General features: G+C 52.8%; 20 protein-coding genes. 11 read left to right on the top strand and 9 right to left on the bottom strand.

What is annotated here, in order from left to right:
• Window positions 1-63: 63 nt before the first annotated feature.
• The 3 genes from KIH39_RS23615 (at window position 64) to ygiD (ending at window position 3383) form a co-directional block, all read left to right on the top strand.
• Entirely contained in the window at window positions 64-900 is an 837-nt protein-coding gene (locus tag KIH39_RS23615; protein ID WP_213496083.1) for a DUF4337 family protein, read from the top strand.
• Window positions 901-1358: 458 nt separating this feature from the next.
• Entirely contained in the window at window positions 1359-2333 is a 975-nt protein-coding gene (locus KIH39_RS23610) for a hypothetical protein (RefSeq protein ID WP_213496081.1), read from the top strand.
• Between the two features lie 270 nt (window positions 2334-2603).
• Complete coding sequence (gene ygiD, locus KIH39_RS23605) at window positions 2604-3383, top strand: 4,5-DOPA-extradiol-dioxygenase (protein WP_213496079.1); 780 nt, start codon at window positions 2604-2606, stop codon at window positions 3381-3383.
• Window positions 3384-3688: 305 nt separating this feature from the next.
• Here ygiD and ahr read toward each other — a convergent pair whose 3' ends face one another.
• From ahr to KIH39_RS23580, 5 genes are all read right to left on the bottom strand, one after another.
• Entirely contained in the window at window positions 3689-4696 is a 1008-nt protein-coding gene (gene ahr / locus KIH39_RS23600; RefSeq protein ID WP_213496077.1) for an NADPH-dependent aldehyde reductase Ahr, read from the bottom strand.
• A gap of 227 nt (window positions 4697-4923) precedes the next feature.
• Window positions 4924-5532 (bottom strand): cytochrome P460 family protein, encoded by a 609-nt coding sequence (locus tag KIH39_RS23595; RefSeq protein ID WP_213496075.1) that lies wholly within the window; start codon window positions 5530-5532, stop codon window positions 4924-4926.
• 285 nt (window positions 5533-5817) lie between these two features.
• Window positions 5818-6252 (bottom strand): organic hydroperoxide resistance protein, encoded by a 435-nt coding sequence (locus tag KIH39_RS23590; protein WP_213500570.1) that lies wholly within the window; start codon window positions 6250-6252, stop codon window positions 5818-5820.
• Between the two features lie 213 nt (window positions 6253-6465).
• Window positions 6466-9258, bottom strand: a complete 2793-nt coding sequence (locus tag KIH39_RS23585; protein WP_213496073.1) for a serine/threonine-protein kinase — start codon at window positions 9256-9258, stop codon at window positions 6466-6468.
• A 53-nt stretch (window positions 9259-9311) separates the two neighbouring features.
• Complete coding sequence (locus KIH39_RS23580) at window positions 9312-9926, bottom strand: sigma-70 family RNA polymerase sigma factor (RefSeq protein ID WP_213496071.1); 615 nt, start codon at window positions 9924-9926, stop codon at window positions 9312-9314.
• Window positions 9927-10124: 198 nt separating this feature from the next.
• On the opposite strand from KIH39_RS23580, the gene KIH39_RS23575 reads away from it, so the two are divergent.
• From KIH39_RS23575 to KIH39_RS23565, 3 genes are all read left to right on the top strand, one after another.
• Window positions 10125-11654, top strand: coding sequence for an IS1380 family transposase (locus KIH39_RS23575; protein ID WP_213493945.1), 1530 nt, complete (start codon window positions 10125-10127; stop codon window positions 11652-11654).
• A 723-nt stretch (window positions 11655-12377) separates the two neighbouring features.
• Window positions 12378-13778, top strand: coding sequence for an HlyD family secretion protein (locus KIH39_RS23570; protein WP_246539406.1), 1401 nt, complete (start codon window positions 12378-12380; stop codon window positions 13776-13778).
• Complete coding sequence (locus KIH39_RS23565) at window positions 13775-15361, top strand: DHA2 family efflux MFS transporter permease subunit (RefSeq protein ID WP_213496070.1); 1587 nt, start codon at window positions 13775-13777, stop codon at window positions 15359-15361. Before KIH39_RS23570 ends, KIH39_RS23565 begins: the two co-directional genes overlap by 4 nt.
• Window positions 15362-16030: 669 nt before the next feature.
• Here KIH39_RS23565 and KIH39_RS23560 read toward each other — a convergent pair.
• A complete protein-coding gene (locus tag KIH39_RS23560) occupies window positions 16031-16978 on the bottom strand; it encodes a plasmid pRiA4b ORF-3 family protein (RefSeq protein ID WP_213496068.1) in 948 nt (315 codons plus the stop codon).
• Window positions 16979-17629: 651 nt separating this feature from the next.
• On the opposite strand from KIH39_RS23560, the gene KIH39_RS23555 reads away from it, so the two are divergent.
• A complete protein-coding gene (locus KIH39_RS23555) occupies window positions 17630-19312 on the top strand; it encodes a formate--tetrahydrofolate ligase (RefSeq protein WP_213496066.1) in 1683 nt (560 codons plus the stop codon).
• Between the two features lie 173 nt (window positions 19313-19485).
• Window positions 19486-20019 (top strand): DUF456 domain-containing protein, encoded by a 534-nt coding sequence (locus KIH39_RS23550; RefSeq protein ID WP_213496064.1) that lies wholly within the window; start codon window positions 19486-19488, stop codon window positions 20017-20019.
• An 81-nt stretch (window positions 20020-20100) separates the two neighbouring features.
• Here KIH39_RS23550 and KIH39_RS23545 read toward each other — a convergent pair whose 3' ends face one another.
• Window positions 20101-20712, bottom strand: coding sequence for a hypothetical protein (locus KIH39_RS23545; protein WP_213496062.1), 612 nt, complete (start codon window positions 20710-20712; stop codon window positions 20101-20103).
• 485 nt (window positions 20713-21197) lie between these two features.
• Between KIH39_RS23545 and KIH39_RS23540 the strand changes: the two genes are divergently transcribed.
• Window positions 21198-22070: a hypothetical protein gene (locus KIH39_RS23540; protein WP_213496060.1), complete on the top strand. Its 873-nt coding sequence runs from the start codon at window positions 21198-21200 to the stop codon at window positions 22068-22070.
• Between the two features lie 41 nt (window positions 22071-22111).
• Here the strand turns inward: KIH39_RS23540 and KIH39_RS23535 are convergent, their stop codons facing one another.
• Window positions 22112-23854: a BBP7 family outer membrane beta-barrel protein gene (locus KIH39_RS23535; RefSeq protein ID WP_213496058.1), complete on the bottom strand. Its 1743-nt coding sequence runs from the start codon at window positions 23852-23854 to the stop codon at window positions 22112-22114.
• Window positions 23855-24152: 298 nt separating this feature from the next.
• On the opposite strand from KIH39_RS23535, the gene KIH39_RS23530 reads away from it, so the two are divergent.
• Together KIH39_RS23530 and KIH39_RS23525 are read left to right on the top strand one after the other, a co-directional pair.
• Window positions 24153-24410: a PEP-CTERM sorting domain-containing protein gene (locus tag KIH39_RS23530; RefSeq protein WP_213496056.1), complete on the top strand. Its 258-nt coding sequence runs from the start codon at window positions 24153-24155 to the stop codon at window positions 24408-24410.
• 9 nt (window positions 24411-24419) lie between these two features.
• Window positions 24420-24983 carry an LOG family protein gene (locus KIH39_RS23525; protein ID WP_213496054.1) on the top strand — a complete coding sequence of 188 codons (564 nt, stop codon included), beginning with the start codon at window positions 24420-24422 and terminating at the stop codon, window positions 24981-24983.
• Window positions 24984-24987: 4 nt separating this feature from the next.
• On the opposite strand, the gene KIH39_RS23520 is transcribed toward KIH39_RS23525, so the two are convergent.
• Complete coding sequence (locus tag KIH39_RS23520) at window positions 24988-25962, bottom strand: carboxypeptidase-like regulatory domain-containing protein (protein WP_213496052.1); 975 nt, start codon at window positions 25960-25962, stop codon at window positions 24988-24990.
• Window positions 25963-25984: the final 22 nt, after the last annotated feature.

The raw sequence follows: 25984 nt of genomic DNA, 5'->3' as shown, positions 1-25984 counted from the left end.
TCTCGAATAATGCAGTGTCTGTAAACCTGAAGCACAGTCCGCAACCTGGACAGGAGAACGAGCTTGAGTCATGAAATTCATGAACAGATCGAACATGCTGGACACGCCGCCCATGATGGCAGCCATCTGCCGCAATTCATCGGCATCACCATTGCGATTCTCGGCGTGCTTATGGCCCTATGTTCGGCCCAGGTCGGCGAAGCCCGCACGGAATTGATCGCCACGATGGTCGAGGAGAACACCGCCAAGGCCAAGTTCACCGCGGTGTCGAACAAATATCGCGCTTTACAGGCCCAGCTTCAGCAACTCCATGCGGCGATGCCCAACCTCGAGTATCTGAAGAAAAAAAATGTGGAGCTGAAGGTCATCGATGGCGAAGTGAAAAGCCCCGATGTCAAGAATAGTATTAAAGCTACGCAGGCGAGCACCGATAAGATCCTCAACACTGTCATTCCCACCGAATCCGACGTCAAGCGTTTTCTCGGCCTCATCCATCACATTCGCGAGCAGAACGAAGCCGCTAACGAGTGGGCTGAATCTTTCCGCAGTGCGGTCAAGGTACATGATAATACTGCTTCCCGGTTTGAGATTGCCTTTCTCGGTGCGGAAATCGGTATTGTGATAGCCTCAGTCGGTCTGTTGCTCGTCAAGAAGGCCAAGTTCGCTCGAGGTGCCTGGGGGATGGCGATCATACTTGGTCTAGGCAGCATGGGAGTCGCTATCGCCACCAAGATCAACAACACCCACGAACTCCATGCCGCCGAGGAGAAGATCTCCGAGAGTGAACATCATTTCACCAGCCTGAACCGGGACAAGGAAGATATTGCCGAGGACAAAGTACTGGAAGAGGAAATTCTTGGAGAATTCCATGAGCTAAAAAAGCTGTTGGAAGGCTCGTAGAAAAAGACCTTCGAATAGTCGGCTTATCTTGCCTCGTCGCCATAAAAATGCGATCCCAGCGTGATGGATAGAACTGGTCTGGGCTAGCGTGAAGCACCCGGCAATCGGGCTTGGTGCCGCAGCGGGCTTAGGAAGGACGGGCAGATGATTTCGTCCCGTGCCGGACAGGTTCGCTGGGTCATTGCTACCAGAATAGTTACCGTTTGAATTGCTCGAATCGGAAAGTGCTGACAAATTTTCCATCCGGAGGAATAATCCGTTGGTCCTGAGCTCGAATCCCAGCGCTTCCACTCCCTGGCCCCTTGAGATAAGCCGCCAGGTTCAAAAAGCGGATCTTGGATCAGTTCACTGTCGAAATACATTAAAAAAGATTATCACGGCTAACAATCGAAAAATAGATAAGCCAATTCGCGCCCCAAAAATTAGCTTCAGGGCCGCAGTCTCCTCGAGGAGATCGAATGATCGTCCCCCAGTATTGGGCAGAAGCTCGAGTTCAGAATCGCCAAAAGGGTCGACAGATCACTCTACGCCGATTCGGCTGGTCAGACGTAAGCCAGTTAGAGGCTCAAGATAACGCCAATGCTCGTGCCCAAGAAGCCCTTCTTCGCATCCTATCCGGTGAAAAGATTCCGCGGCGGGAACTCAAGGTACCCTACAATGGGGCTCAAGGTGTACCGATACGCGAAGAAGTAATCAGTCGTTTCGGCGATACCGTCATCACTCGAAACTCCTATGGCGCGAGGTGCTTAAACACTCCCAATGTGCTGTTTGCCGATGTCGATTTTAAAGAAGAGCCCTCTTACCGACTGATCTTTACCATTTTTGGGCTTTTGGCCGGGGGAGCCTTGCTCGCTTGGAATTTCCTCTCTGGGGCACTTGGTGTGTTTTTTGGTTTCTGCGCTTTATGGGCGATGCCGATTTCCCGGGTACTTTATCGAAACTATCTGAAGTTCACCGGTGGTAGTGCAGATGTCACAGCTAAGCAACGACTGACGAGATTTGCGGCCCAGCACCCGGATTGGAACTTACGAGTTTATCGCACACCGGCTGGTTTCAGGATTCTAGTCACTCACCAGACGTTCAATCCTTCGGACCCAGATGTAAGAGAGTTTTTTCAGGAATTGGGCACGGACCCGGTTTATGCACTGATGTGTTGGAATCAGCAGTGCTTTCGCGCTCGCCTGAGTGCCAAACCTTGGCGGGTGGGTATTGAAAAGCATCTTGGTCCTCGTCCGGGTGTCTGGCCCATCGCAGCAGAACGAATGCCGATGCGGAACGAATGGATAGCCATCTACGAGGAAGCCGCCCAGGGATACGCCGCGTGCGCGTTTCTAGAAACGATCGGGAGTGGCGTCGTTCATCCGGACGTTCGACGAGTCTTGGAACTGCACGATGAACTATCCGGGGCGAACAGCCAGCGGCCGATAGCCTGATTGAAGTTCTGTGTTTGGCAAACGTGAACTGGAGAGTGGTACTAGAATTTACGGGAAGGATACAACTCCCGCAAAACTTGGGATTTTCCAGTACGAGATGGCAGGCCGGTAGCTGAGGAGTCCGCCGGAAGCATTCACCTCGGGGTAGAATGACTTGTTTGACGGACAAGGAAACCCCGATCCGGCAAAAGCGAATTCTCCAGAGCGGAGCGATCCTAACGCTGCCTGAATCCAGCAGCCCCTGAGCTATTCGCAGAAAGGCGGCCATCTATGTCGGAAATTCTACCTGCCCTTTTCATCGGCCATGGCAATCCCTTGAATGCGTTGCAGCAGAACAGTTTCACCGAAGGTTGGTCGCGGATCGGCCAACAAATCGCCAGGCCGAAGGCCATTCTTGCCATTTCGGCACACTGGTTTGTTCCCGGAACCGGCGTCACCATCAGCACCTCGCCGCGAACCATTCACGATTTTGGCGGATTCCCCCGCGAATTGTACCAAGTCCAGTATTTGGCCCCCGGCGATCCGGCACTGGCACGACGAGTCCAGCAATTGCTCGCACCTTTGCCGGTCAATCTGGACAATTCCTGGGGGATGGATCACGGTACTTGGTCGGTGCTTACGCATGTCTATCCCGCTGCAGATATTCCGGTCGTGCAACTCAGCATCGACGAGACGAAGGGTTCGATGTTTCACTTCGAAATCGGCCGAAAGCTTGCCCCATTGCGAACAGAAGGCATACTGATTTTGGGTAGCGGCAATATCGTCCATAACCTGCATACCTATGCCTGGGGACGTCACGAGTCTGAACCGTACGACTGGGCAGTTCGCTTCGAGACCGAAGCGAGACAGATATTAGAGTCTGGCGACTTCAACCCGTTGATCCAATATGAAAAACTGGGCCGCAATGCTCTGCTTTCGATTCCGACTCCCGATCATTTTCTCCCCCTGCTCTATGTGATGGGAACCCGCCAGCAGAACGACCCGATCGCGTTCCCGATAGAGGGCGTCGATGGGGGTTCCATTTCCATGTTGAGCGTGAAGGTCGGCTAACCGGTTTTTGCTGCTTGGTGTATCGGGCAAGCGTTGCTGCGACTGCCCACGGGAGAAAAGTCACCTTATGGGAAATCTATACTAGTGATTTGAAGAATCGGCCGCTGCAGTAGTTTCAAAAAAAGTATTTTTTGCACTTATAACATGTTCAACCAATCTTGTTTCCTCATGGCCAATGCCTCGCCCGGCTCTGGTCGCGATTACAATCTTTCTCTGAAATATCAGAGCGAGTTACCTCCGATAGTTGACTCGCACCGCGGTCGCGAAGAAAGAGTTCCGGTTGGCGGGCAACCGGAACTCTTCGTTTAGAAATCCGCATCGAGCACGATGCGATAACGAGCCTGACCGGATTCCAGCCGAGCGAATGCTTCATTGATTTTGCTCATCGGAAAATGTTCGGTCTGGGGAAGGACATTGTGCCGAGCCGCGAAGTCGAGCATCGACTCGATATTCGTCGGAGAGCCTGTTGGAGAGCCCGAGATACTTCGCTGCCCCATTATTAGCGAAAATGCACTCACCGGAATCGGCTCGAGGACGGCTCCGACGATGTGTAATCGGCCGTTTGGCGCGAGCGTGCCAATCATAGCATCCCAATCGAGCTTCACGTTAACCGTACTGATCAGCAGATCGAAGCGACCGGCGAGCTTTTTGATCGCGACGGAGTCTTTGCTGGACAGGACGTCATTAGCTCCGAAACCTTTGGCTTCTTCGAATTTGCTTTGACTCGAAGTAAAGGCCGTCACATCGCATCCGTAGGCCGCGGCGAACTTGACCGCCAGGTGACCTAATCCGCCAATGCCGATGATTCCCACCCGGTCGGTCGGTTTCGCATACATCGCCAGGGGATTGAAGACGGTAATTCCGCCGCACAAGAGCGGACCGGCTTCAGCAAAATTCAATTTTTCCGGCAAAGGAATCGTCCAGGCCCAGTGCGCACGAATGTGACTCGCAAAACCACCTCGATGTCCGACGATGGTAGGCTGGGCCTGCGAGCAAAGGTGTTGACTTCCCGACAGGCACTGTTTGCAGTACATGCAGCTTTCGGAGTTCCAGCCGATGCCTACGCGCTGTCCAACACTCAGTCCCTTTGCATTCGAACCAATCGCTGTAATGCGGCCGACCACTTCGTGACCAAGGATGGCGGGGTAATGAGAAATACCCCACTCATTATTCAGCACCGATACATCTGAGTGACACAAACCGCAATATTCCACGACCACTTCAACTTCCTCGGCTCCCAGTGGTCCGAGATCAATCGTTTCCAATACCAGCGGTTGTTTCGCCGATTTGGCTACCCAAGCTTTGTAATCCATAGCGTTCCCTTTTCTCAATCTCCGAATGAATTGAGGGTCCGGAGTGAAGTCTTCCTATTTTGGCTTCAATCCGCTGACTTGTTCATTGCGGATTAAATTTGTTGTACTCATGAATGACCTTTCAGCGGCGCAGAATTTGTTTGTGGAGAAGAATTCATCCATCCCATTTTTGGTTTCCGCTTATCCTGAAGCATCCGCAGTAAATGCATTTGCGAATGGGAACCGCCTCAGGGTGCGAGGTGAGTGAAAACAAAATCGTGTTCCCTGACGCTGGAATTCTTGGAGTGACATCCGAAACAGGATTTGTGTTGCGCTTCATCCGCGGGTTTCCCATCAATGAAGCGACCGAATCCCCAACCGCCCGTTGTCGCGAATTTCTTGGCATCTTTTACCATGACCTGTACCATCGTGGTGGAACCAGGAACGAACGCCCCTTCAAATCCGTCGAGCGGTTCCCGTTTCCAGGTCAGCTTGACCAGCGTTGATCCGTCCGGGAAAGGAAGCGTTCCGTCCCGATAAGCCTTCATCGCTAATTTGTCCCCGAATATGCTCTTGAGTTCATCCTTTTGGGGATTGGAGGCAACGGAAATCAATTCCCACTGGCGATAGCCCTCCGGAATTTTAATTCCGAAGATCGGCGAACTGGTATCCCCAACGCGCTCCCAATCAACTGACTTGGAATTCGTACCAGTCGGCTGCGGATCGGCCTTCGGTGCTGCCGCCAGATCGACCCGACTGGATTGAAGATTTCCCAGTAAGGCAATTGGGGTTGATGCCAAAAGGATAGCGGTAAGAGCGATAAATCTACGACTGCGATGTTTCCGATAATCTGACATGAGAAAATCTCCTGCGTTCGTTAATGAATGTTGTTTGTTTGAGTTTTGCGGTTGATAAAGTCGATTCGATGGCGTCGCCTCGATCAAGTCCAGGCCACGCGGCGATTTGAATAGAGTGAAGTTACACCTAAAAAAATTTCGTTCACGATCATTGCCTTTTGAAGAAAAGAGTCAAGAAATTCGCGAACGGCGACGATTCCTCTATTCGATTTTCGCGGTATTTGCTTGCTGACCAAAATGGCGACCTCTCGACTTCCCTGCGAGAGGCTATCTAATAAGTCCGATTTAAACGAGCGCTATGGTGACCTCGACATTGCCTCGGACAGCTTTCGAGTAGGGACAGGTCTGGTGCCCGGCATCGACTAGGGTTTGCGCGATCTTGCGATCTAAACCCGGCAGGCTGACATTGAGGCGAGCCTGTAGAAAGTAACCCTCTTCATTTCTGCACAAGTCCACTTCCGCATCGATTGCCATATCCGCTGGCAAATCGATCTTCATCGTTCGTGCGGCTATCCCCATCGCACCTTCAAAGCAGGCCGACCAACCCGCTGCGAAAAGCTGCTCCGGATTGGTACCCGTACCCACGGGACCAGGCGTCGAGTGCTTGATGTCCAATCGACCATCCGAACTTCGGGAAGTGCCAGTTCGGCCTCCGGTGGTGTGTACCTTGGCCGTGTAAAGAATCGTCTTCTCCGGATAAGACCAAGCGGCTTCTCGCAGCTTGATCTGGTCGGATGCAATTGGGTGAGTTCGGTTGATCACGGTAGACTCCTGAATAATTGACTGATGTACTTTGATGTCCTTCTGCCCTTACTAAGCGTGAGGTAGGATCATCACTCGGGAAAAGTGGATTAGGAGCCGTGAAAACTCGGTAAAAACTTCAATAAGAATTGACTGAAGGCGAGTCGACTAGAACTCTGGGAACCTCGGAATTCAGTCGTTTTTCTCTATCGAGTTCGAGGGCGATCCGTTGGCCTTATGCTTCTCAGGAAGCGCTTGCAGAATCAGGCTTTCCGCTTCTCGGCGAAGAATCTGACGGATCATTCCATCCTGATCTGTAACTTTCACAGGATTCCAGTCGTAACTCTCTACGGCCATCTTGAGTATTTTTTTTGCTTCTGCTTCCTGACCAGTTTTTTTCAGGGCCATGGCCAGGACCAAACGAGGCGCTGGTCCGGTCATCTTCGAAGCCTCCCCGCGCAGGATCGAGATCGCTTGTTCAAAGTTCCCTTGACGGAATTCCGCTAACCCCAAAACGAATTGAAAATAGGGATAGGCCCCTAAGTGATCTTTTTTGTAAACACCGGCAGCACGACGAGCGAGATCTAGCGACTTTTGAAGTTCTTCGCCGGTTAGGGGCAAGAGCAAACATGCTCGGCTGACGCGCTCCGCGATATAAGGGTCTTCGCTCGTGCTAAATTTCTCTAACAAGTCCTGTCGAGCCCGAAGATACTTGTCTTCCAGACCCAGATACAGGCATAATTCCGCGTAGCCGTACCAATATAGATGTTCCGGCTGGAGATTATCGAGCGCTTTCTCCCAGGCTATTCTTGCTTCATCCCAGCGTTGCTGCCGACACAAAATACACCTTAAAACATTTTGTAGTACTCCGAACTCAAACCGGCTGTGTCGCTTCGAGAGACCTTCCTGGATGAGTTCGAGTGCTTCATGATTTTGGTTAAGCGAAAAAAAGCATTCCGCAAGACCGGCTCGATACACGTTATTGTTGGGCTCGAGTCGCAACGCCTTCGTGAAATAGAATAAAGCTTCTTTGGGATTCTGAGCCCAAATAAATGAGTAACCGAGATTATAGTTCAGGATGGGATTTTCAGGCGCTATCGCTACGGCTACCTGATTAAATCGGATGGATTCTTCCGGATGATCGTTTTTTGCGCCGAGAAATAGGTTGACCCATAAATCCTGGGGATAGTTGCATTGAACTTTCTTGAGGAATGGAATTGCATTACCTCCAAGACGCCGTAAGAGTTCACCGAGAGAAACTAAAAACTCGACGGGAGTGTTTTCCACATCGATTGAATCGGCCAAAGCAGTTAGAGCTTCCTTGCTTCGCCTGAGGGCGGGATCGCGGAATCGATCGCGCCAGCCGTTCGGATCCGGATCCACTTTTCTCGTAAGGCTGAGTAGCCAATCCCTTTCAGAGGCATTTTTCGAGTAGCAGGCCCAAAAATCGAGAGCGTTGATCAAAGCCTGGCGGATGTGCGATTTCTCAATCCGCTCGGCGCAGATTTCCAAATCATCGCCAACTCGACCGATCCCGGCTTCCACAAAGACCGTTTCAAGTTCCTGAAAGATTCCCTCGAAAGTGATCGTACTTTTCAGTCGGATTTGAATAAGTTCCTCGGCCAGATGCAAATCGCGTTTCCCTTGATCCAATCGAAGGTGAAGCTGTTCGCTTCCCCGTTCTCCTAACCGACCTCTGGCACGTTCCCAGGCGGCCGTCGCTGGGATCCAGGATGATTTTCTTAATAGATTCTCCATTTCGCTCAGATCTTCATCGGCGGCACGCTCCCGGGCCGCGACGCCGCGCGCAATGGCCGCCCGTTCCGACAACCGGAGTACCCCACCGCTAAGCAGAGCTAAAGACAAAAATAAGATGAGTGCAATTAGGGCATAAAATCCCGGGCGACGACGAATTCGACGCACGCATTTCATCAACCAGCTCTCCGGCCGAGCTAAGATGGACTGGCCGTTGAGATAACGACGGAGATCCTTTGCCAATTCCGCCGCACTGGAGTAGCGAAAGCGTGTTTCTTTGTTAAGGCACTTCAGACAAATGGTCTCCAGATCACGCGGCACTGTCGCGTTGAGGCGGGACGGAGGAACCGGCTCTTGCATGAGAACTTGTAGTACTGTCTCGGCCGCGGTCTCCGCCAGGAAGGGAGGTCGACCCGTTAACATTTCATAAAGAATGGCTCCCAGCGCATAGATGTCAGCAGCCGGTCCGACAGCGAGCGCTTGGGAGGATGCCTGTTCGGGAGCCATGTAGCTAGGCGTACCGACCGCGGTTCCCGTACGAGTGAGACCTGCGGGGCCGTCGAGTCGCAAGACGAGGCCAAAGTCACTAATTTTGGGTGTGCCCTCCGCAGTGAGGAGAATGTTCGAGGGTTTCAGATCGCGATGGACGATTCCGCTTTGATGGGCCAGCTGCATCGCATCAGCGAGCGTTGAAATGAGCTCGGCCGCTTCCCGAGCGGGAAGGGGCGTCCCTGCAAGCTTCCGGCAAAGGCTTCCCCCCTCGACATGTTCCATAGTGAAATAAAGCCGGCCATCGATGACTCCCACGTCGTAAATTTGCACGATATTCGAATGGACGAGCGATGCGATCGCTTCGGCTTCGCGCTGAAACCGTTCCCGCTCTCGAGGGCCGGCGAATCTCCCGGCCATCTTCAATGCCACTCGCCGTTTCAGGCGCAGATCCCGGGCAAGAAAAACAATCCCCATACCGCCCTGACCGAGAATCGATTCGATCTCATAATCGGGTACTTGAGGCAAGGTCGTGTCTATATGCGAACTTGAAGAGTCTCCACTCTTATCATCTGAAAGAGGAAACCATTCATCGAGTTCTGCCTGGACAGAGCAGAATTGCAGCCAGCGTTTGCGGACTTCCGGTAATAGTTCAGGACATGTTTTGCAAACTTCTTCGGGCGTCAAATTAGAGTCATACAGCTGATCGAGCAGTTGCTGCATCCGAGTATCATCTGACATGGCAAAATTCCAAGAAAATAGCTTAGCTGTACGTTCCAGCGCATCGATTCCCGTCAAGAATCCGAATTCTCGCGACTCGGTCCCAGATCTCCTAATTTTGAGGTCAAGAGTTCCACTCCGCGCTTCAACCGCCTCTTCAGAGTTACGGTCGATATACCGAGCAATTCCGCAGCTTCCACTTGGGTCATTCCCTGAATTCGGACCAGATCGAAGGCCTCTCGCTCGGCCTCCGGTAGACTATCGATCGCCTCGAATATCTTTCGACCTTCCGGAGATAAACCGGAATCGCTACTAGCCGGAGCATTCAAAAGAGCATCGTGCAACTCCAAAGAAGCCGGCGACTTATCTAAGCGTCGGGCCAGATCATTGAGCTCCCAACGCATGTGCTGGCTCGCCAACGCAAAAAACTGCCGCACAGTGGTGGGCCGTGCTTCACGAAGGGCTTTTAGCAGTCGTTCCACTACGGCACTGAGCATCTCTTCGGCTTGCAGATTCAACGGGGGACGAGTTAAGCGCGGATAGCTCTTATAAAGCAGCCTGTTACACAATTGATGCAATCGACGAACCGCCCGGTCGAGCAATGCCTTAACGATCAGCTCGGGAGGCGAATCGCCCGCCAACTGGTCCAAATAACCCTGCACAACGACCGTGGTTTGTCCTTCCGCCATTGTGTTTCCCCACGACAGTAATATGCCTTACAAGATGATTATTAATGGGCTCTTTTTTAACAGATCTAAACCTTAAAACAGCGTAGTTTTTTGGGGAATTGTTTCGATTTATCGAAGAAAGCTCGAAATCCTTTTTGTTTTCTGCGGTTTGTGTAAGTAACCGCTTAACAAATCGACAGTCGCAAAAAGGAGTTTCGAGTGAATGTTATTTTCGGACGTTGGTTTCAAAAATGCAAGAGTCGAATCGAACGTCGCCTGGCTAAGCGAGAGGCCGCGATGACCTTCGCTCCTTCTTTCGACGCCTCCAACATTCATTACGAAGTCTCCGAACGCGTGGGGGCGATCAGTTGCGGAGGCCTCGGGGCCATGCACCTTCTGGCCCGGCGTATCGGACTGATCGACGACATCGACGAGAAGCTGCATCTGCTCCAATTTCAAAGGCCTTACTCGGAATCGGACCACGTGTTGGCCATCGCTTACAATTCCCTTTGCGGGGGTACCTGCCTGCAAGACATGGAACTGCGTCGCACGGACGAAAACTTTCTCAACGCCTTGGGCACTCAGCGTTTTCCCGACCCGACTACTTCGGGCGACTTTTGTCGACGCTTCGATAGTGGCAGCATCCAGGCTTTGATCGACGCTTTCAACCAGACCCGTTTACGCGTCTGGTCGAAGCAACCCGATTCCTTTTGGGAATGCGCGAAGATCGACGCCGACGGCAGCTTTACCCAAACGCGTGGCGAGCGTAAAGCGGGGATGGACATCAACTATAACAGAGACTGGTGTTACCACCCCCTGGCGGTGACCCTGGCCAACACCGGTGAGACGCTGAGCATCGTCAACCGTCCCGGCAATCGCCCTTCGCACGAAGGGGCCGCGGTCGAACTCGACCGGGCTCTTTTGCTGTGCCTTCAAGCGGGCTTTCGCAGGATCGTCTTTCGCGGCGACACCGATTTCTCGCAGACCACTCGCCTCGACGGCTGGGATGCCAACGCCAAGGTACGCTTTTATTTCGGCTACGATTCGAAGCAAAACCTCGAAGCAATCGCGGAAAAACTGCCGGAAGCGGCTTGGCACAAGCTCGAGCGTCCCGCGCAATACTCGGCGAAAGCGAAGTTGCGACACCGACGGGAAAACACCAAGGAGCGGATCGTCCAAGAGCGGGAATTCGTAAATGTGAAGTTGATCTCCGAAGCGGTGGCCGAGTTCGAGTACCAACCGACCGCTTGCCGAAGGGCGTATCGCCTGGTGGTGATTCGCAAGAATCTTTCCGTGGAAAAAGGCGAATCCGTTCTGTATCCGGACGAACGCTATTTCTTCTACATCACCAACGACCGGGAGTGCACGGCCGCCGAAGTCGTCTACGAAGCCAACGATCGCTGCAATCAGGAAAATCTGATAGCGCAGCTCAAGGGCGGTTGCCGGGCCTTGCACGCGCCGCTGCACGATCTGGAAAGCAATTGGGCGTACATGGTGATGGCCTCCCTGGCCTGGAACTTGAAAGCCTGGTGGGCCTTGACGTTGCCGGAAACTCCTGGTCGCTGGCGGGAAAAGCATCGGGACCAGAAGCAGTCGGTTTTGAAAATGGAATTCAAAACCTTCCTCAATGCTTTCATGCTTCTGCCTTGTCAGATCGTCCGGAAGGCCGGCCGCATCGTCTATCGATTGCTCGGCTGGAACCCGCACTTGCCAATCTTCTTCCGACTACTGAAAGCACTGAGGTGCTGATCGTTCGACCGACTGAAGTCGGGATCCGGATGTCCCGATCCGATAAAACGCCGAGAGCTATTCGCGGAAAGGAAGAATGTTTGAAAAATAGAAGTATGCGTTCGGCCGAGCGAAAAGCTCCGGCGTGGGGGACTCATCGAACTATCTCGCTAAAACTCCCCACGGAATTGGCATCAAAAACTTCGCTTGTTTGAGGTCTAAACGTAACGGAACGCGTGTATAGAGAAGCTTCTCAAGGTGAAAAAAGCTATAATAAAATCGCTTTTGCTGAACAAATTCCTGCAAATAATAATTTTATTATCTGTTATTGCAAGACACAAGTCCCCACCGAATTCCGTTCTTGTTCGACACAAGATCCTAAGCAAAAATAGCCGAATTTGCTGCTTTCGAACACTTTAAACCGCGTCCGAGCATTTCCCTCCGACTTAACATTCTGGTACTAAGAACCTGAGAGTCAGATCGTTCCAGAAGAATGGCTTACTGACATCCTCTAAGAAAACTTCAAGACCTCCCATCACGCTTTTAGTATTAACTTCCCTGTCCCGAGAGGGATTTGCGGAGGGCCGCTCGGCGTTGTTTTACCGGACTCTCCGGTCCATTGAAAGAGAGAGCGACTTGTACTGTATTCATCAACAAATAATGTCGTAAATGAGTTCGGATAGTCCTAGAGCTCGAGGAATCCTCATGCAAAGCACTCCTGCGACGGAGCCTTCTGCAAATCCAATGCCAGCGCAATTAATCAAGCCTGTCCCTCGGAAGCATGTGGGCCGTCGGATTATTTTGTTGGGGGTGTTAGTAGCTGTAATCGCTCTCATCGGGAGTTTGCTGCGATCTTGGGTGATTCGCACCTGGAACACGCAATCGACCGATGACGCCTACGTAAACGGCCACGTGACTTTTGTCGCTCCGCGGGTGGCCGGCCAGGTGAAGGCGGTTTTTGTCGACGATAACATGCGCGTTAAAGCGGGCCAGCTGTTAGTCGAACTGGATCCCGAACCCTTTCAAGTGCAGGTCGACATCAAGAAGTCTCTGGTCTCCATAGCCCAGGCCAATCTCATTGTCGCCGATGCTCAGGTACGCGGAACTTTGGCGCAAGCTCGAAGCCTGCGTTGGAAATTACAGGCTTCAATGGAAGCAGTCGATAATCAAGTGGCTCTCTTGAGTGCCAAAGTGGCAGCGCTACGAAGTAAGGAAGCCACCTGGGACCGCGCCAAGGCCGATCTGGTGCGTGCGAGAGAGACCTTCACCAAAGGGGCCACTGCCCGGCAGGATTTGGACGCGGCAATCGAAGCGGAAAAAGTGGCCCAGGCTCAGGTGAATCAAGCTCGCGAAGAAGTCTACGAAACTCGCGTCTTTCTCGGGCAGCCCCCCATCCCCGCAGACGGTAATTTGACTTCCGTTCCCAAAAATCTGCGGCAGACTTTCTCGAGTGTCCGCCAGGCACTGGCCGAGTTAGTTCAAGTAGCTACCCAGGTGGGCCTGCCGCTGGCAAAGTCGGAGGAAACTCCCGAAGAAGTATTGGATAGAGTTCGAAGCAAAGACTTTCATAAAGACATCGACAAAGTTTTTGAAAAATTGATTCCCGAGGCACCGGCGATCAAACAGGCGGAAGCCAATCTGTTAAAAGCGAAAAGCGATCTCAAAGATGCGGAACTCAATCTGAGTTACTGCAAAATCTACGCGGATATTGATGGCGTCGTCACGCGGCGAAACGCAAATCCGGGAAATTTCGTTCAGGTATCGCAGCAATTGATGGCCGTGCGGTCTCTGAGAGAGATCTGGATAGACGCCAACTTCAAGGAGACCCAATTGGCGGAGATGCGCATCGGTCAACGAGTGGATATCTTCTCGGATATTTATGGCTCTCAAAAAGTGTACAAGGGACATATCACGGGATTCACATACGGCACGGGTTCCACGCTGGCTTTGCTACCGGCCCAAAATGCGACGGGCAACTTCGTAAAAGTGGTGCAGCGCCTCCCGGTTCGAATCGAATTGCAGGATTATGATCCCGATACAGATACGCTCTTTGCAGGGCTTTCGGTGACTCCATACGTCTACGTCAAAGAACCTCCCGAAGGACCGAATGCAGGTCGACGGCTACAGGAGGTCATGAAACCTTGAGTGCCACGCCTCCTCGAGTGAACCCCTGGCTGATCGCCGTGGCGGTCGTCGTGCCGACCTTCATGGAGGTGCTGGATACCACAATTGCTAATGTCGCGCTGCGCTACATCGCGGGCGGGTTGTCGGCGGCCGAAGTTGATAGCGAGTGGGTGATCACCAGTTACCTGGCCGCCAATGCCATCATTCTGCCGATGTCGGGCTGGCTGTTAGTTCGGCTCGGCCGCCGGACCTATTTTCTGCTCTCGATGGCGATATTTACTTTGAGTTCCTTCCTCTGCGGCATCGCCGGCAGCCTGGAACAATTGATCCTGTTTCGAATTCTGCAAGGACTGGCCGGCGGGGGTCTGCAGCCGTGCACGCAAGGAATCCTTCTCGATACCTTTCCGAAGGAAAAGCAAGGACTGGCGATGACAGTCTTTGCGGTAGCAGCATTGATCGCCCCCATCGTCGGTCCCACTCTGGGCGGCTACATCACCGACAACTACGAATGGCGCTGGATTTTTTTCATCAATGTACCGGTCGGAATGTTGGCGTGGTTGGCCAGTTATGTACTGGTGCAGGATCCCCCGTATCTGAACGAGTTGCGTACGCAGGCTCGCAAACAGACGCAGCCCTTCGATTTCCTCGGCTTATCTTTTCTGGTACTGACGATGGTTTGCTGGGAAGTCGTACTCAGCAAAGGCCAGGAATGGGATTGGTTCGGCGATCCGTTTTATCGAGTACAGATTTTGAGTGGACTATTTTTGTGTTGTCTGGGCGGCTTGATAATTCGGGAATTGAATTATGCGGCACCAATTGTCAATCTCAAGCCGCTTGCCAACCGTAACTTTGCAGTCAGCGCGCTACTGATTGCCTGCTCGTTTGGAGTGCTCTACGGTCAGACGACGACTCTGCCGGCTATGCTACAAACGCTATTTGGATATGATGCCACGCATTCGGGATTAGTACTTTCGCCTGCAGGTTTTTTCGCAGTAATGTTGCTGCCAATAGTAGGAGCATTATTGGGTAAAGGTGTCGACGCCCGCTGGCTGATGATGATCGGTTTGCTTCTGATGGGACTGGGAAATTATTGGCTTAGCATCCTGAATCTCGACATCGGCCCCTGGCAGGTTGTCTGGCCGCGCGTCGTCCTGATTCTGGGGCTATCGTTCCTGTTTGCACCGTTGAATGTCGCCGCTTATCAAGGGATCAGCCCGGAGTTGCGTGGGGCCGCGGTTGGACTTTTGAGCTTACTTCGAAATGAAGGAGGAAGCGTCGGGACCTCGGTCGCTCAAACGATTCAGGAGCGTCGGGAACAGTTTCATTTACTAAGGCTAAATGAATATCTCGACATGTTTAACCCGGCCTTCAAATCTTACTTGAATAACCTTCGACCGGGTCTTCTGCAAAACTTTGGAGACCCCGCACTCGCGGATCAGTTGGGTTACCAGATTCTCGATAACACCCGTCAACAGCAGGCCCAATCGCTCTCGTATTTCGATGTTTACTGGGTATTTGGTGCGTTAGCTTTGTTGCTGATCCCCCTGGTGCTGATCATGAAGCGCTCGGTGGCCGCTAAAGGAGAGCCTATTTCGTCGGAGTAAAATCGGGAAACTTGAACCCTGGTGGAATTTTGAAAAGCGGGAAGTCGCTGAAGTAGGCATTTCGGTTAGTTTTCGGCTTCGAATGTATTTTGCGCTTCAATCGTTCCTGGCATAAGCTGACTGGATTTTATTCTTCGAGTTATACTGAGTGATGAGAGCTCTCTAGTGATGAGAGCTCTCTGCCGTCTCCTCTCGTCCGCCCTGCTAGCCAGTTCACTTTTGCGATGCAAATTGTCGCAAAGTTTCCTCATCTGTTTCAAAATCCTCGACGAGTCGAGACAGACTCAAACTTGAAGAGGCAGCGTGGAATTTCACGCGCTTGGGCTGCGGTAATTTTTAGAGCGCTTACTGAGCAATTCGATTCGGTCGCCGAGTCCAGAGCACCGTTCACAGGTCAAATTTGGGGATTCAGATCTTCAAAGCTCGGTGTAGTACTCTCTTCCTGGATGAGTAGTATCACGGTGGGAGATGGTAAAAAATCGAAGAACAATTGCGATAATGACAAACGATTTCCTTGGATCGGAAACCCTACCTTTAAACAGATTATTTAATGCACATCTCGGCCGTTTGTTTTCCTCGCGAGATGGAGCTTACCGGGATGAGTAAGCGACTCGCAGTTGTTCTGGGTTCATCAACCCCGTTCCTTTGTCGGCGCGAAATGGCCGAGCTTCACCTCCGATTTCTCATATCCTTTGTCGCTCGCTTTGAATCGAACTCTTCCGAATCGAAATGGCCACCGATCCACTCCTTCAACTCCCGGTGTTCAACGTGCTCCGGGTCCTCGAGCACATCCAGCAGGTGGATATAACCCCAAGCGCCGCCGCAATCCTCCGGTGGACAGGCTCCTTCCCCTTCCAGGCAAATTGGATATTTCGCTTTGGTATCGATGGGGGGAATGCCCTCGTACAAAATCTCGTGCTTCCAGCCGTCTCCAAAGTCGTATTCGTACTTGAAGGCAAAGCGCTTGCGGCGCTCGGGAAGAATGGAACTGAGTAACGTTTTAGACGAATCGAGGCATTCGAATTCATCGAATCCTTCACTGAGCATCGCAGGATCTCCATAGCATTGCTTCTGGATCTCGAACTGATACAGGTGAGAGTTCGTCCAGCCCATCGCCTGCTGGATGTGATTGTGAAGTTTCTGGAGGGTGCAATCCTGAATCTGAATCCGTCGCCATATCGGTGGCTCGATATCCAGGAGCGTAATCTTGAATTGATAGATGTTGTCCGTGGGCTTCAATCTCGCTGGCTTAGACGGCTCAGGCTCGACAGGAAACACATAACCTTCAAGGCAATCCGCTAATTTCTGGGCGATCATCCAGAATTTTACTGGTTTTAATTTCTGCTCATCCAGCAGCGATTCCGCGACCGTCAGTAACATTCTGGCTGTATCGGCGATAGTGAAACTTGCCTCCTCGCTCGACAACTTCGCCTTCAGCTCGGCAGGGAGAACGGGAAATTTTAGCACGGTAGCCCGTTCTCTTTTATCCAGGGGAAAGTCAACGACTGCGTTTTTATTTATCAGATATTTCGGGGCAACCAGAAACCGGACGGCGAATTCGGCCACGGCCAAAACTTGTTCTGACAAATCGATTGATGAGTTTTTTTTGCTCGCCATATCGGTATGCTTTCGCTCTCCTTCCGCTTTGAAGAGAAATTCGATTCTTGTTTGATCCGGGCATCTCAGTCTTTTCGAAATCGACTCGAGCCTTTGATCATTTTAGAGACGTTGCATTTTCTGACGCAATTTCTTAAGCTCCACTTTGTAGTCCGTAGGAGTTAGTTCCTGCGGGGGTCTAAAGAGTCCAACCGGACCGCAATCGCCGGGCCCTCTTTTTCGCAATGGCTAATGCTTCCCATTTCACGCAAAACTTCAGCAACATCTCACCTCGCCCAGGTTCAGGTCAACAATTTTGAATTTCCGATGGATACCTGATAGGCGCTGAAGATCGCTCCAATCATCAGAGCCAAAAGAGTACCGCTCAATATCAAAAGGATCTTTTTTCCTGGCGAGCCGGATCCAAATTGAGAACTGCTTCCGCGAAAGGGCTAGACTTCGGGATGGAATCGCTACTCTCGCCGTACTACCAACCCCTCTTGAAATGGCTTCCAGTCGGTTCAGGCAAAAAGGGGAATTTCCTCTACTGTAATCGAAATTCCGGAGTTGCCAGTTGTGGGGAATCCAAGTAACACTTCTTTCGTTACGAAAGCTCGCTCGGGGATCGTATAACATCACTTCGTCCGTAGATACTAGCACAATGAGGTATTCATGTCCCTCCCAACCGAATCCAAGCCGCCAGTTCGCATAGATCAGATTTCCGCCGAATTGGGACTCGGTCCGAATGATGTCGAACCGTACGGCTGGTATAAAGGAAAACTCGCTCTGGGGCTGGAGCGAAGACTGCCGGAAAGACCCGGCGCCCGCTATATCGTAGTAACCGCCGTGAGCCCTACTCCGTTGGGGGAAGGCAAAACCGTTACCTCGATCGGCTTGACGATGGGACTCTGTCGTTTGGGGAAAAAAGCAATCGCCTGCTTGCGCCAACCTTCTCAAGCACCAGTATTCGGCATTAAGGGCGGCGGAGCAGGCGGCGGCCGTTCGACACTCGTCCCAACGACCGATATCAACACGCATTTCACTGGAGATATCCATGCGGTGGCCGCCGCGCATAACCTTCTGGCGGCCGTGCTCGACAATCACGTCAAGAGACGTTTGCAACCGCTGGTGGACCCGGCCACCGTTACCTGGCGCCGGGTGTTGGATGTGAATGACAAGGGCTTAAGCCGGATCATAACCGGCCTGGGCGACCTCCCTCAGGCTCCCTTGCGGGAGACGGGATTCGATCTCACGGCGGCTTCCGAAGTTATGGCTATCCTCGCTCTGACTACCAGCCTGGAAGATCTGAGGGCGCGACTCGGAAGGATTATCGTTGCCCGCGCGCCGGACGGTTCGCCGATTACCGCGGAAGCCATTCGTTGTGCGGGTGCGATGGCCGCTCTTCTGCGCGATGCCATCCGGCCGAATCTCGTGCAAACCTGTGAAGGGGGCCCGGCCCTGGTTCACGCGGGTCCGTTCGCCAACATTGCCCATGGGAATAGCTCGGTGCTGGCCGATCTGGCCGCTTTGAAAATGGCGGATTACGTGGTCACCGAAGCCGGTTTCGGCTCCGATGCCGGTGCGGAAAAGATGTTCGACATCAAGTGTCGGGTGGGTGGCTTGCGCCCCAACGTCGCGGTCATTGTTTGCACACTCCGGGCGTTGAAATTGCATAGCGGTCGATTTGCATTGAAACCGGGCCGGCCTCTTGATCCGGGTCTGCTTTCTGAAAATCTGGATGCTCTGCACGCCGGAGCGGTCAACCTGCAGGCTCATCTCGACATTGTCCGTCGCTTCGGACTGCCGGCCGTTGTGGCCATCAATCGCTTCCCCGATGACAGTCCTCGAGAGCTGGAAGTAGTCCGCAAACTGGCAACCGATTGGGGCGCTCGCGGCGTGGCCGTGAGTGAGGGTTTTGCTCGCGGCAGCGAGGGTACGACGGAACTGGCGCAGGCCGTGGTCGATGCGTGTGCTTCGCCGTCGGATTTTCGGCCCCTCTACGATCTTCAAAGCAGTGCGGAAGAAAAAATCGACACGCTGGCCACGCAGTTGTATGGTGCGGACGGCGTGGATTACGAACCGCTGGCCAAAAAACGACTGGCGGAATACGCCAAGTTAGGTTTTGGCCAGTTGCCGGTGTGCATCGCCAAGACGCAGTATTCGCTGTCTCACGATCCACACTTGTTGGGCCGACCACGGGGCTTTCGCTTTCCCATTCGTGATGTTCGCCTGGCGGCCGGAGCAGGCTTCCTTTATGCGTTAGCGGGCGAAATCAGCACCATGCCCGGCTTGCCCACGGAACCGTCCGCCCGCCGAATTGACGTGGACAAGGATGGACACGTAACCGGGATGTAATCGCCGCTGTTGATACGGAAACCCTCGTCTGAAACAGGTAGAGCCGTTCTTTAGTGTCTCGATTGCCGCGCACTATCCGGAGTGGTCGCCCCTCCCTCGCCGGAAAATGACTTCTGAGTAATGACTTTTTTTATTTGAGGATTCATTGCTCGATGATGTGAAGGATTCCAGCCATGACATTTATTCTCGCCCTGTTATTTGTCCTGGCCGTGATGCTCTTCTGGCTGATAACTTTGCTGGGGTTTCCCAGTAACTGGTTAATTGTTTTGGCGACGGTCCTGTACGTTTGGCTGATGCCAGATCATGGGAGTAGTACTACGCGTTGGTGGGCAGTGGGCATCGTGACCTGTTTGGCCTTTCTGGGCGAGATCGCAGAACTTTCCACGAGTTCGGCCAGCGTCAAGAAAGCCGGCGGCAGTCGGCGCGGAGCGTTTTTTTCTCTGCTTGGCTCGATTATCGGATCCATCGGTGGATTGTTTATTGGAATACCGATACCGATCATCGGATCGGTGCTTGCGGCCGTTCTATTTGCCGGACTGGGGGCGCTGATCGGTGCCATGCTCGGCGAAACCACCAAAGGTCAAACTTTCCAGGACAGTTGGAAAATTGGTCGAGCGGCCTTCAAAGGTCGGTTGTTTGGCACTGCGGCCAAGGCAATAATCGGCGCGATGATGGCGGGTCTCGCTATCGCCATGACGTTTACTTGAGGGAGAAAAAAGACGGACAATTTCAGAAATGAGATCAATTTTCGAGGCGGGATGCGAGGAAGGAGCATTTTTTTTTACCCACTAAAAATTCACCCCGAATGTCAAACGACCCGAGGGCGGTTTATCCGAAGGTTTCACCGCATGCAGATCGATTTCTTGATTCTGGGAAGCTTCGATTTCGTCGTCTAATCGACTTCCACCCAGACATTTACTGAAAGCCACCACGACAAAAGGCGCCTTTATCCAGCTCGCCGCATCAATCGCCTCTCTGAGTCGGTCGTTATACATTCGATTCTCAGCAACAACGTTACGTCGACGTTTGATTTTTTTCAATTGCTCAAGTATTGAGTTACAAATGCTTTGGGGATAATAAACCAATCCATAATCATCGCCATAAATTTGCCGCCGAATACCATCCGGCCACTCCAGAAAGAACCAACGTGAATCGCACATCGACCAGCCATCCAGATATTGCGAGTAGTAAACAACTGGTAGTTGCGAAGCGATGTTGAGGAGATTCTCGCAGAGGTTTTCAAGCGCTTTATGATCTTCCGCGGTCCAGTCATCACTACCTAAAGAGAGATCACGTTTTTTGGGCTTTTTCTTTCGATTGAGAATCTCTGAACAGGCCTCTTCCACTTGCACGGAGGCTTTACCGATAATGGTGAGAACTGTGACGATATTGGTACTCATGAATGCAAACCTCAAACCACAGTTTCGATAGCTTTAGCAAGCTGGAAAAATTTCACAAAATAACCTGTCGGCAGATCTACTTACTCACCTAAGAGACAGAAAGTTATCCGAAGGTTATGATTTCGACAACCTTTCACTTCTTGCCGGTGCGGAATATTCCTCTTCGAGTTGAATTTTCACTCTGGCAAAAATTTGTCGTAAACTCCTTCAAATTCACATCTTATGACAACTATTGAATCTAAATTAATCGAACAATCGTCCGATTAACAGTTTGACACACAAATAACGGAAACTCCTGAACCAGATTGCTCTTGCAGCAAATCGAAAAAATCAGATAGTATTAGTCAGGCTAATACCCCCCCATTGGACCTGAATTCGTCTCTGATCTCCAAAGTGCCGTTGTACGACGGCGCCCGCCGTTGCTTATTTCAGAGACTGCAGATGGATCGATACCACCTGCCTGTATTAAAAGAGGCGATACCCTCGTGCCAATGCAGAGTCTTAAAGAAAAAGTGCGAACCAAGTGGATGCTCTCCACTCAGACTGTTCGCGCGCGAATGAATGATTTTTTAACCCGCACTCCACCCACGGATTTTGAATCGGAAGTGATTCACGATCTCGAAACCGAAGGAGTGCACGTCACTTCGCTCGACAAGCTGATTCCCGGTCGCGCGGAACAAGTGCTGAACAAGGCCAGCCGGTATATCCGCGAACACCAGAATCCGGAGAGTGCTGCGTTCTGGAAATCCTCGGTAGCCTCGAAAGACTTGATCCCGCAGAAGCTACTCGAAGAATTGCCCGAACTCTTTCTGCTGGGCCTGGAAGATAAACTGCTTAGCCTGGTGCAACGCTATATTCGGCTTCCGATCGCTTATCACGGGGCCGTGTTACGACATTCGGCCGTGAACGGTGATAATGTGGGTACACGGCTCTGGCATCTGGATGCCGAAGATTTCCATGTCTTTCGAATGCTGATCTACTTGAACGATGTCCATCCCGGGGGTGGCCCCTTCGAATACATTCCGCGACGCGTAGGCGATACGATCCGGCGACCGGTCTCCGTGGCAGGGGGAATGATCAACAACGAACAGATGGGGACGATCCTGCCCGAAGATAAATGGAAACAGTGCACCGGACCGATGGGAACCGTCATCCTGTGCGATGCCGCCCAGGTCTATCACCATGAATCGCGGCAGAAAGAGCGGGAACGCTTCGTGATCATGAGCGGCTACTCGTCGCATCGACCCCGCAACCGCACGCTTTCGATGGCGCATTTTCCGGTGGAAGAGGTGGCCACGCAATTGTCGAAGCTGGTGCCGGCGGAGAAGCGAAGAATTGTTTTTGGCTGGCGCGGTTGAAACCGAGCGACGCAGCCAGATCGCCGCGTCGCGAAGCAACTTTACCAGGTGAAGACCAACCCAATGGTCACACCCTGAGCCCAGTAGCTGGAACTCTTATCCAGATAAACCGGACGTCCCCCCACGGGAGTAAGTCCGGCCTGATTGTTCAGGATTGGCACCCGGGTTTCATCTATTACGCGATCGATCTGATCGCCCGGTCGCTGCACATTCGACCAGTAAATCAGGTTATAGCCCGCGAACACTTTACAGTGCTGAGTAATCGTGTAACCGATGTTAAAGCCAAGATCACCCACGGCCGCGAAATTGGTACTGCTGTGGCTGCCGATATTGCTATTGAGAGCTAACAGACCACCGGGAGTGCTTACAGGAGCAATCACCGGTCCGAATTGGGTCAAGCCACCTTCGATATTCGTCGTGGACGAGGTCACACCCAATGCCAGCTTCGGGGTAAAGCCAAAGGTCCAGCGGCCCGAATGGCATTCGAGGATGGCACCGATCTGACCGCCGTTGAACTGGTTGTTGGTCTTAAACGAATCGTAGATGCCGCCGTTGATACCGGCGTTGGCCGTTCCCGGCAGTCCGCTGACCCGTTCGCTGACGGTGATCCCTTCGTCCAGGTTCAGGTGCCGGAAACCGATCACCCAGTCGATGTTGTATTTGCAATCTTCAAACAACTTCTTGCGGAAATTGATTTCGGCGCTGTTGAAGCTGCTCGTCGAACTGATCCCAATAGAACCTGAGGATATCCCGGGGGCGGCCACGATTTCCGCCGTTTCCGCTCCCGCATTGGCGCTGAAGAACGGCCGGGCCAAGACCGTGGTGCCATCGCTGGAGAAGCCAACGTTCCGGTTTGACGGATTGAGCATCAAAAAGGCCACTTCGATGGCGCACTTCTTATCGGCCCCCAACCAAACACCCAAGCCGATTTTGCCACCCGTTCGACCGGTAGGATCGATCTGACTGGCGGAAACCAGGCTGGAGACTCCCGATTGGCCGAGGATGCCCAGGGACGAAGCGGGCCCGGTCGTCACGAGTGGTGGAACGCGTGTCCCCTTGGTGGTGTAGGCGAGGAACTCAGCGCTGGCATAGAAGCAGCTGCCGTCCTTGCCGAAGAGCAAGCCGCCGGTCGTGCAGGGAGCATCGACGCAGGTTCCAAAATCGCCGCCGATGCCCGTGGGACCGACCACCATCGGGGCACCGATCATTCCGTTCTGGGGAACAGCCCCATTCTGAATTACTGAGCCATTCTGAATGACCGTACCATTCTGGACCTGCATGCCCGCTGTCGGATAATACGGGATCATCTGACCGCTGGGCTGAGTGACGTAATTGATCGGAGGATTACTGGGGCTACCCACCTGACTCGGGATGGTATTTACCGGCGTGCTATTGATAGCCCCGGGCATAATGGCCGGAATGCTGGGGATAGTCGAATTCGCGGTCGGCGAAACCGGTATGGTGGCTTTATTGCCTTGAGCGGAGTTCACCGGGGGTATGGTCAAAGCCGGCGGCAGTTCAGGCATCGGCGGCAGGCTGCTGGTAAGTGGAATGTTAGGAGCGCTGGGCATCGGCAGCGGCAGTTCCACCGGTTTCTTATCAAGACTTTGAGCTTGTTGAATGGGTTCCAGATCGGCGAAGTTGCTGCGCGACTTGGCAATCGGTTTGCCGAGGGAGGCGGCTCGAGGGGTACCCAGGGTAGCCGCTTGGGGAGCGGCATCTTGCGCATTCAGCCAGCTAGTTAATCCCAAGGTTACGCACATTCCACCCACTAGCTTGTTCATACCTACCCTCCGTGGAGACCCACCGACGTACAAGATAGAGAATCGACATCGCAACCTCGTCTAATCGACAGATATCGAAGCTCGCCGGCCGTTCGCGCAGATTACCCAGCCTCGCAAACCGCATGTTGTGCACTTTCCGCACCTTCTGCAAAATCGCTTCAAATACACAAACTGGAGATTCTGGGAAAAAGGGGGAAATCCGCAAAAGTGGCGTTCTCTGAGAATCCGATTCAATGCACGGATAGATTGATTCCGGTTCGGTGGATTGCCGGACCCGATAGTCCAGGAGGGACTTTACATGCTACGACGCACGCTTCTCTTAAGTGCCGGTGCGGTACTTTTGCTGCCTGTTACCGCCTCGGCTTTCTTTCCCCCGATCGTCAATAGCCCGCCGCGCACGAATCCCAGCAATCCGGTGAGTGAGGCCGGTGGCCCTGATCCCGGGTCTCCTCCCGTCGCATCGACCCCGGAACCCGCCACGATTCTCAGCGGCCTGATCGGACTGGGAGTTATGGCCGGGGCCCGATTTCGCAAACGCAAAGAGACTGCGGTATAATATAGCCGAATGAAATATCTCTGTGTTTACTGCGGATCGCAAAAGGGGACCAATCCCCGATATGTCGAATTGACCCGTAATCTCGGTGAGTCGCTGGCTCGTCGAGGGATAACGCTGGTATACGGCGGCGGGGCGATTGGGCTGATGGGAACCCTGGCTGAGAGCGTTTTGAGCGCGGGTGGCCAAGTCATTGGCGTCATTCCGCGCTTTCTGGACGAAAAAGAAATCGCCAAAGCCGATTGCACGGAATTAATCGTCGTCGAGACGATGGCGCAGCGCAAAGGGGTGATGTCGGAGCGGGCCGATGGCTTCCTGGCATTGCCCGGCGGCTACGGTACCTTGGATGAACTCTTCGAATCGCTGACGGAAGCCCAGCTGAATATCCACGCCAAGCCGATCGGACTATGGAACGCTTTTGGGTTCTTCGATCCGCTACTAAGCTGGATTGACAAGGCAGAGAGCGAAGGGTTTCTCAAAACGAAGTATGGCCTGCGCCCGCTGAATAAACGCCCATTACTTCAGGTGGATAGCGATCTGGAACGACTGCTGGACGCACTGACCCGCAATCGCTGATCGATCATTTCAAAAGGAAATCGAGCGTATCGCCTGGTCCGGAAATGAAGAATATCAAAGGGGAATCGGTCACCGTCTGATAGCGTGACGGCAATGGCGTCTTATTCACGGAAGGTACCGGATTTAAGATCACCGTGTACTTGCCGGACGGAATTCCCTCAAGAGCATATCGTCCCTCTTCCAAGGTCGTTGTTTCGTAAACTTTCAATTTTGCGGCATCCCGAGAGACAAACATGAGATCTACCCCCTCGAGTGGATTGCCCTGCCAGTAGAGCTTCCCGGTGAGAGCTAGTTTGGGATCGACCGGTTTTTTAGGGGTCTTCTTGATGGGCATCGGTTCCGGGGTAGTAGAGTTCTTGCTGCTCAGAAGCATACCCTGGGAATTCTTCTCCGGCTCCTTGTTGGATTGATCTTTCTTTTCCGGAATCAAAAGCTCCCGGGGAATGATCGGAATCATCTCCAGGGTCTTGGGGGGATCTTTTTTCTTCGGCTCCTCCTTGGGAACCACCAGATTGGGTCCGTCCTTCGATTTGCTATCCTCTTTGGGTTTAACCTCGACTTTGGGCTTGGCGTCCGCTTTCGATTTGTTTTCTTCTTTAATCTTTGGCGTGTCCTTCGCCTTGGAAATCTCCCGGTTGACCAGCCGCTTCCGGACGTCCTCGATCAACTCATGAAGCGCGAAAGCGCGATCACCTGTCGAATCGATTTTTGCGGCTTTGGCCAACCCTTCCTTGATGAGTTTTTGTTCCTCCGGGCGGTAGTGCAAGGCCGGCCGGGTGAGTTCCAGAGCTCCTTCGAATAACCTTAGACAACCAACCGTGTCGCCCTTGTTGTAAAGTTCGCGACCGCGGTTGTGGACATCGCGCAGAGTATCGTACAACTGGCGGTCCATCTGGGTCTTGTCGAACCCCTGAGGCTCCTCCGCCTGGAGTGCAGTACCTATCAATACAATGGCCAATAACAGCATTCGACAGTTCATAGGCTATCTCTCTACCTATTAT

This window comes from Telmatocola sphagniphila (assembly GCF_018398935.1).
GTDB lineage: Bacteria > Planctomycetota > Planctomycetia > Gemmatales > Gemmataceae > Telmatocola > Telmatocola sphagniphila.
The sequence above is the reverse complement of the archived record's forward strand: the minus strand, read 5'-3'. Positions and strand labels throughout refer to the sequence as shown.